Origin of the sequence: Cupriavidus sp. WS, from assembly GCF_000395345.1 — a bacterium.
In the GTDB taxonomy this organism is placed as follows: domain Bacteria; phylum Pseudomonadota; class Gammaproteobacteria; order Burkholderiales; family Burkholderiaceae; genus Cupriavidus; species Cupriavidus basilensis_B.
Genome location: NZ_AQPL01000350.1, coordinates 1 through 7,567, shown reverse-complemented (window position 1 = coordinate 7,567; position 7,567 = coordinate 1). Strand labels below are relative to the sequence as shown.

General features: G+C 70.8%; 6 protein-coding genes. All 6 read right to left on the bottom strand.

Features of this window, described 5'->3' with window-relative positions:
• Positions 1–26 precede the first annotated feature (26 nt).
• Positions 27–1,316: an oxalate/formate MFS antiporter gene (oxlT, locus tag K206_RS0125965; protein WP_029044103.1), complete on the bottom strand. Its 1,290-nt coding sequence runs from the start codon at positions 1,314–1,316 to the stop codon at positions 27–29.
• A gap of 164 nt (positions 1,317–1,480) precedes the next feature.
• Complete coding sequence (locus K206_RS0125960; RefSeq protein ID WP_020205298.1) at positions 1,481–3,046, bottom strand: gamma-glutamyltransferase family protein; 1,566 nt, start codon at positions 3,044–3,046, stop codon at positions 1,481–1,483.
• A 286-nt stretch (positions 3,047–3,332) separates the two neighbouring features.
• Positions 3,333–4,082: a GntR family transcriptional regulator gene (locus tag K206_RS0125955; protein WP_020205297.1), complete on the bottom strand. Its 750-nt coding sequence runs from the start codon at positions 4,080–4,082 to the stop codon at positions 3,333–3,335.
• A gap of 18 nt (positions 4,083–4,100) precedes the next feature.
• Entirely contained in the window at positions 4,101–4,664 is a 564-nt protein-coding gene (locus tag K206_RS0125950; RefSeq protein WP_020205296.1) for a phosphoribosyltransferase, read from the bottom strand.
• Positions 4,665–4,806: 142 nt separating this feature from the next.
• On the bottom strand, positions 4,807–6,147 hold the full coding sequence (locus K206_RS0125945) for an adenylosuccinate synthase (RefSeq protein ID WP_029044102.1): 1,341 nt from the start codon (positions 6,145–6,147) through the stop codon (positions 4,807–4,809).
• Positions 6,148–6,312: 165 nt separating this feature from the next.
• Positions 6,313–7,476 (bottom strand): ATP phosphoribosyltransferase regulatory subunit, encoded by a 1,164-nt coding sequence (locus K206_RS0125940; protein WP_020205294.1) that lies wholly within the window; start codon positions 7,474–7,476, stop codon positions 6,313–6,315.
• Positions 7,477–7,567: the final 91 nt, after the last annotated feature.

Below are 7,567 nucleotides of genomic sequence, written 5' to 3'. Positions count from 1 at the left end.
CGGCGCGCTGCCGCCCCGCCCGCTTCTCAGCCGGCCGGCCGCGCGAGGTAGCTGCGCCGCGCCGGCTTGAGCACCGCGATGGCCAGCAGCGCGGTCGCGATGTCGAGCGTGATCGCCACGCCGAAGACCGGCATCCAGCTGCCCAGCCGCTCGTGCATCAGCGCGGCCAGCGGGCCGCCGAAGATCGAGCCGATACCCTGCGAGATGTACAACCAGCCGTAGTTGGTGGTGGCGAAGCGCGTGCCGAAGGTATCGGTCAGCGTGGAGGGAAACAGCGAGAAGATCTCGCCCCAGCCCAGGAACACCACGCCCGACAGCAGCACGAACAGCACCGCGTTCTCGCGCGTCAGCAGCCACAGCGCCATCGCCACGCCTTCCAGCGCGAAGGCCAGGCACATGGTGTTCTCGCGTCCCCAGCGGTCGGAGACCCAGCCGAACAGCGGGCGCGTGAGCCCGTTGGTGAAGCGGTCGAGCGTCAGCGCCAGCGGCAGCGCCGCCATGCCGAGCACGGTGGCGCCGGTGACGCCGAAATCCTTGGCGAAGGCCGCCATCTGCGACGTCACCATCAGGCCCGAGGTGGACATCATGGTCATCATGCCGAACAGCAGCCAGAACAGCGGCGTGCGCAGCATCTGGCGCGTCGGCACGTCGGCCACGGCGCGCGCGGCGCTGCCTTCCCGGCCATGCGCCGGCGCCGCCGCGTGCGCCGCGGGCGCGCGCAGCCCCTGCGAGGCAATGAAGCCGATCACCGCGAACAGCAGGCCGAACTGCCACAGCGTGGTTTCCAGCCCCTTGCCGGCCAGCGCCGAGGCGATCGGGAAGGTGGTGACGATCGCGCCCATGCCGTAGCCAGCCGCGACCATGCCCACGGCGAAGCCGCGGCGGTCCGGGAACCAGCGCACCATCTGGCCCACCACGCCGACGTAGACGATGCCGGTGCCCAGGCCGCCCACCACGCCGTAGCACAAGTAGAGCATGCCCAGGCTCTGCACCTGCGACGCCAGCACCCAGCTCAGCCCCGACAGCACCGTGCCGAGCGCGATCAGCCGGCGCGGCCCGAAGCGCTCGATCAGCGCGCCCTGGAACGGCGAGAAAAAGGTCTGCAGCACGATCAGCAGCGAGAAAGTGACCTGCAGCTCGGACAGCGGCACGCCGAGCTTGGTGGCGAGCGGCTTGGTAAACAGGGTCCAGACGTATTGCGGGCTGGAGATCGCCATCATGCACGCCACGCCCAGCGCGAGCTGGATCCAGCGCGTGCGCGCCAGTGGCAAGGCGGGCGCCAGGCCGAGTACTGCGTCATCTGCAACGGAACGCATCGAACCACTCCTTGAACGGACTTCGGGGAAAACCGGCGCGCGCGCAAGGCGCGCCGCCGGTACGCAGGCCCCGGGACGGCCGGCGCGGCCGGCGCGCCGTGCGGCAGGGAGCCGCGAAAAAAACGGGCGGCGCCGCGGCGCGCGCCCCATGCCTTGCGCCGCGCCTACCAGCCGGCCACGCTGCCGTCGCTGCGCGGATCGGAGCCGCCTTCGTAGAGGCCGTTCGGGTGCAGCAGGATGGCGCCCGCGTGTCCCATCGTCTCGTCGTAAGGCCTGAGGATTTCCACGTCGTGGCCGAGCTGGCGCAGCGCGTCGCTGGTGGCGGCGGGAAAGCGCGCCTCGAGCTTCAGGGTGTCGCTGGTCTGGCCCCAGGTCCGGCCCAGCAGCCAGCGCGGCGCGTCGATGGCGGCCTGCGGGTTCATGCCGAAATGCGCGATGCGCGAGAACACCGCGCTCTGCGACTGCGGCTGGCCGTCGCCGCCCATGTTGCCGTAGACCAGCGTGCGGCCGTCGGCCAGGCGCGCCAGCGCCGGGTTGAGCGTGTGGAACGGCTTGCGTCCCGGCGCCAGCGGATTGCGCGCGGCGGGGTCGAGCGAGAAGCTGCAGCCGCGGTTCTGCCAGTTGACGCCCGAGGCCGGCAGCACCACGCCGCTGCCGAACTCGTGATAGATGCTCTGGATGAAGCTGACCGCCACGCCGTCGCCGTCGATCACGCCCATCCACACGGTGTCGGCGGGCCCCAGGCCATTGCCCCACGGCAGCGCGGCGTCCGGGCGGATGCGCGCCGCGGCCGTGTCCAGCCAGTCCGGCGTCAGCAGGTCGCGCGGATCGATGTCCATGTGGAGCGGATCGGTGATATGGCGGTCGCGCACGCCGAAAGCCTGCTTGGTCGCCTCCACGCAGGCGTGGACGAAGGGCGCGCCGAGCGGGTCCATGCCGCTGTCCAGCAGGCGGTCGAGCTGGCCCAGGATCAGCAGCGAGACCAGGCCCTGCGTGGGCGGCGGCATGTTGTAGACGGTGCCGCGCGAATGCGCCAGCGCCAGCGGGGTCTTCCACACGGCGCGGTGCGCGCGCAGGTCGTCGAGCGTCAGCGGGCTGCCCACGGCGGCGAGGTCGCGCGCCATGCTGTGCGCGACCTCGCCCTGGTAGAAATCGTCCAGCCCGACGCGCGCGAGCTGTTCCAGCGTCGCGGCCAGGCGCGGCTGGCGGAAGCGGCTGCCGGTCGCCGGCACGCCCTCGGCAAGGAAGGTCTCGGCAAAACCCGCGATGCCGGCCAGCTCGGCCTGCTTGGCCGCCACGCAGGCCGACTGGCTTTGCGTGACGGGCACGCCGTCGCGCGCATAGGCGATGGCGTCGGCCAGCAGGCGCGACAGCGGCAGGCGCCCGCCCAGCGCTTCCTGCGACCACGCCCGCGCGGCGTTCCAGCCGGAGACGGTGCCGGCCACGGTGTTGGCCGCCAGGCCGCCGCGGAACGGGATCGTGGCCAGGCCGGCCTCGCGGTAGAGTTCGATGGTGGCCGCGCCGGCCGCCGCGCCGCAGGCCTCCAGGCCGCGCGGCGCTTCGCCGGGCCGGGCGATCAGCCAGAAGCTGTCGCCGCCGATGCTGTTCATGTGGGGATAGGCCACCGCAATGGTGGCCGCCGCGGCGATCATCGCCTCGACGGCATTGCCGCCTTCGCGCAATACCGCCAGCGCGCTCTGCGAAGCCAGCGCGTGCGGCGCGACGGCCATGCCGCGGCTGCCGCGGATCGGATTCAGGTGAGAACTCATCGTGTCCTGCAATTTATGTATACATAAACGGATTCGCAGGAGACGTTGCAACATGCGTGCCACGGCGGACAGAACGCAGGCCCGGATGCACAAACATGGCGCGAGCGCGGCCATGGCGCGGCCCGCAAAGCGTCAGCGGGCGCGCCAAGGCCGCGTGGCGGGCGTGTTGGGAGAGGTCCAGGGGAAGGTGCCGGGCGGCGGGCCCGGGCGTGGCCGCCGTCCGGCGACCGGCAAGGAAAGCCCGGCGTCAGCCGAAGCGCCTGCGCCGCGGCGGTGCGCCCGGCGGCACCGGCAGCACAAGGCTGGTGCGGATCCGCTCAAGGCGCTCGGTGGTCAGGCGGCTCACTTCGGTGCGGCCGTCCTCGATATGCGAGGCCAGCAGCGCGACGGCGCGCGCGCTGTCGCGCGCGGCCACGGCATCGAGAATGCCGGCGTGCTCGTCATAGGTCAGTTCGACGCGATCGCCGTAGGCGAAGTCCAGCCGGCGGATGATGCGGATGCGGTCGGTCACCTGCTGGTGGACCGCGGCGGCCTCCGGGTTGCCGGCCGCGTGCATCAGCGCGAGGTGGAAACCCTCGTCGAGCCGCGCCACCTCGTTGCCGTCGGCCAGGCGCTGCGCGCGCGGCACGCGCCAGATCGCGTCCTGCCGCGCCAGGCTGGCGAGGTCGACGTGGCGCGCGGCGGGCTGCTGGCACAGCCGCGTCACCGCGTGGGTTTCCAGCACGGTGCGCAGTTCGTAGAGCGCTTCGAAGCGGCCCAGGTCGAGCGGCACCACTTCCCAGCCGTTGCGGTAGTGGCCGCGCACCAGGCCGTCGCCCTGCAGACGCTGCAGCGCCTCGCGCACGGGCGTGCGCGAGATGCCGAGCCGCTCGGCGACGTCGTTCTCGGTGAAGCGGTCGCCGGGCAGCAGGCGGAAGGCGAAGATGTCGTCGCGCAGGCTGTGATACGCAGCCTGCGAGCGCGAGGCCCGCGTGGCGACGCCGCCCTGCCCGCTCATGTGCGCGCGCCCCGCGGATCAGGCCTGCGGGCCGCCGTCGGCCACGCGCTTGCCGCGCTTGAGCCAGGCCGCGAGGTTGTGCGGACGCAGCGTGTCGTACTCTTCGAACGGCTGGTGAATCCAGGGATTGGTCGGCAGGAAGGTCACGTGGTAATCCGGCTTGACCTTGGAGCACGCCTTGTACCAGAGCACCGCCGAGCGGACTTCCGTCACCGCCGGATAGCGCTCCTTCAGGTGGCGGCCCACGCGCTCGAGCGTGACGCCGGAATCCACCAGGTCGTCGACCAGCAGGATCTTGCCCGACAGCTCGCCGCGGGTCATCGTGATGTACTGCGCAATGTCGAGCTCGCCCTGCTGCGTGCCGGCCGCCTCGCGGTAGCTGCTGGTGGCGAGGATGGCCAGCGGCACGTCGAAGATGCGCGACATCTGGTCGCCCACGCGCAGGCCGCCGCGCGCCAGGCACAGGATCTTGTCGAACTGCCAGCCCGATTCGTGGACGTTCAGTGACAGGCGTGCGATCAGGCTGTGGTAGTCATCCCAGGAAATCCACAGGTTCTCGTCGTCGTTCGATGGCAGGTTCATGGTTCTTGTCGCCTATTCCGGCGCTTCGGCTTGTGGTCTGTCGACCGGGAATGCTTCGGCCCGCTTGCGCGGGCCGATTTGCTATTGTGCTGCGGACGCCTTGCCGGCGCCATGCCATGCGCGCCCTCGCGGGCGCCCGGCGTCACGCCACGTACGGGTGGCGCAGCAGGATGGTTTCGTCGCGGTCCGGGCCGGTCGAGATCATGTCGATCGGGATGCCGACCACTTCCTCGATGCGCTTGAGGTAGACGCGCGCCTGCTCGGGCAGCGCGTCCCAGGCCTTCACGCCGAAGGTGGACTCGTTCCAGCCCGGGAATTCCTCGTACACCGGCACGCAGCGCGCCACCGCATCCGAGCCGCGCGGCAGGATGTCGACGGTCTTGCCGTCGAGCTGGTAGCCCACGCACAGCTTGATGGTCTCGAGGCCGTCGAGCACGTCGAGCTTGGTCATGCACAGGCCCGACACGCCGTTGATCTGCACCGAGCGCTTGAGCGCGGCGGCGTCGAGCCAGCCGGTGCGGCGCGGACGGCCCGTGACCGAGCCGAATTCCTTGCCGACGTTGGCCAGGCGCACGCCGACCGCGTCCTGGCGGGCGGGATTGTCGTTGTCGTACAGCTCGCTGGGGAACGGGCCCGAACCCACGCGGGTGCAGTAGGCCTTGGTGATGCCCAGGATGTAGTTCAGGCGGCCCGGGCCGACGCCGGCGCCGGCGGCGGCCGCGCCGGCCACGCAGTTGCTCGAGGTGACGAACGGATAGGTGCCGTGGTCGACGTCGAGCAGCGTGCCTTGCGCGCCTTCGAACATCAGGTTGTCGCCGGCGGCGTTGACCGCGTACAGCTCGGCGGACACGTCGGCCACCATCGGCGCCAGGCGCGGCGCGTAGGCCAGCATTTCGTCCAGGGTCTGCTGGAAGTCCACCGCTTCGGCGCCCAGGTACTGGGTCAGCATGAAGTTGTGCAGGTCCAGGTTCTCGCGCAGGCGCTCGGCGAAGGTCTTGGGATCGAACAGGTCCTGCACGCGCAGCGCGCGGCGAGCCACCTTGTCTTCGTAGGCCGGGCCGATGCCGCGGCCGGTGGTGCCGATCTTGCCGGCGCCGCGGCGCGCTTCGCGCGCCTTGTCGATGGCGATGTGGTACGGCAGGATCAGCGTGGTCGCTTCGGAGATGCGCAGGCGGTTCTGCACCTGCAGGCCGGCGCCTTCCAGTTCCTCGATCTCGCGGAACAGCGCCTCGGGCGACAGCACCACGCCGTTGCCGATGTAGCAGACCGTGCCGGCGCGCATGATGCCCGAGGGAATCAGCCGCAGAATGGTCTTCTTGCCGCCGATGATGAGGGTGTGGCCCGCATTGTGGCCACCCTGGAACCGCACCACGCCCTTTGCATGATCGGTAAGCCAATCGACGATTTTCCCTTTGCCTTCGTCACCCCACTGGGTGCCGATCACGACGACATTGCGTCCCTGGCTTACTGCAGAAGCGGACATGTTGATTTGGTCAGAAGGTTAAAAACGTATTTTACTCTCGTTGCCGGACAACACCCCGTTTTTGGGGAGCCGGCCGGCAACGGGACGAAAGCGGGCCGAAAGCGGGCGCGGCGGGCGCCGCGGCACTGCCGGCCCATGCGCGCGAGCCGCGCGAAAAAAGGGCGCCTACGCCCCGGCGCCGCGCGGCACCACCACCCAGCCGCCGTCCTGGCGCACCAGCTGGCGGTCGCAGTTGAATTCGTCGAGCTGGTGCGTGTGGCCCGGCAGCGACTGGATCACGATCTCGCCGTCGGCGCGCAGCGCGGCGATCGCGGCGCGCAGCTCGGGATCCGCATCCCACGGCGCGAAGATGGCGAAAGCCCGCACTTCCAGCGGCGACAGCGCGGCAACCTCGCGCAGATCGAGCGAGAAGCCGGTGGCCGGCCGCGCGCGGCCGAAGGCTTCGCCGACCTTGTCGTAGCGCCCGCCGCGGGCCACGTAGTTGGGCAGGCCGGCGACGTAGGCGGTAAACATCACGCCGCTGTGGTAGTGGTAGCCGCGCAGGTCGGACAGGTCGATGTTGACGCTCGCCCCGCTCACCGCGGCCGCCAGCGCGGCCAGCTCGTCGAGCGCGCGCGCGATGGCCGGGCTGGCCGGCAGCGTGGCGCGGGCACGCTCCAGCACGTCCACCCCGCCGTACAGCGTGGGCAGCGCCAGCAGCGCCTCGCGCTCGGCCTGCGGCATGCCTTCGGTCAGCTCGCGCAGCGCCGGCACGTCTTTGGTCTCGAGCGCGGCGAACAGCGCGTCCTCGATCTTGCGGCTCGACGGCAGGCCGTCGAGCAGCGCCTCCAGGATGCCCGCGTGGCACAGGTCCAGGCGCACGTCGGTCAGCCCCGCGACCTGCAGCGCGGCCAGCATCAGCGACTGGATCTCGACGTCGGCTTCGAGGCCGGCGTGGCCGTAGATCTCGGCGCCGACCTGGATCGGCTCGCGCGTGGCGCGAAAGCCCGCCGGGCGCGCGTGCAGCACGTTGCCGGCGTAGCACAGGCGGGTCACGCCGGAGCGGTTGAGCAGGTGCGCGTCGATGCGGGCGACCTGGGGCGTGATGTCGGCGCGCAGGCCCAGCGTGCGGCCGGAGAGCTGGTCGACCAGCTTGAGCGTGCGCAGGTCGAGGTCGTGGCCGGTGCCGGTCAGCAGGGACTCGAGGTATTCCAGCATCGGCGGCATGACGAGCTCGTAGCCGTAGGTGCGGAACAGGTCCAGCATGCGGCGGCGCAGTTCTTCGATCTTGCGGGCCTCCGACGGCAGCACGTCGGCGATGTTTTCAGGCAGAAGCCAGTGGTTGGACATGGTAAATCTCTTCACGTCGGTTGCAGGGCATCCGCGGGATGCCCGTTGAATTGGGTTCGCGCCGGCGGCGGGCGGACCGGCAGCGCCGCCC

Coding starts and splice junctions, on each gene's coding strand:
- oxlT (WP_029044103.1), bottom strand. CDS start 1,316: ATGCGTTCCGTTGCAGATGACGCAGTACTCGGCCTGGCGCCCGCCTTG.
- K206_RS0125960 (WP_020205298.1), bottom strand. CDS start 3,046: ATGGCCGTCGCGCCGCACGCGCTGGCTTCGCAGAGCGCGCTGGCGGTA.
- K206_RS0125955 (WP_020205297.1), bottom strand. CDS start 4,082: ATGAGCGGGCAGGGCGGCGTCGCCACGCGGGCCTCGCGCTCGCAGGCT.
- K206_RS0125950 (WP_020205296.1), bottom strand. CDS start 4,664: ATGAACCTGCCATCGAACGACGACGAGAACCTGTGGATTTCCTGGGAT.
- K206_RS0125945 (WP_029044102.1), bottom strand. CDS start 6,147: ATGTCCGCTTCTGCAGTAAGCCAGGGACGCAATGTCGTCGTGATCGGC.
- K206_RS0125940 (WP_020205294.1), bottom strand. CDS start 7,476: ATGTCCAACCACTGGCTTCTGCCTGAAAACATCGCCGACGTGCTGCCG.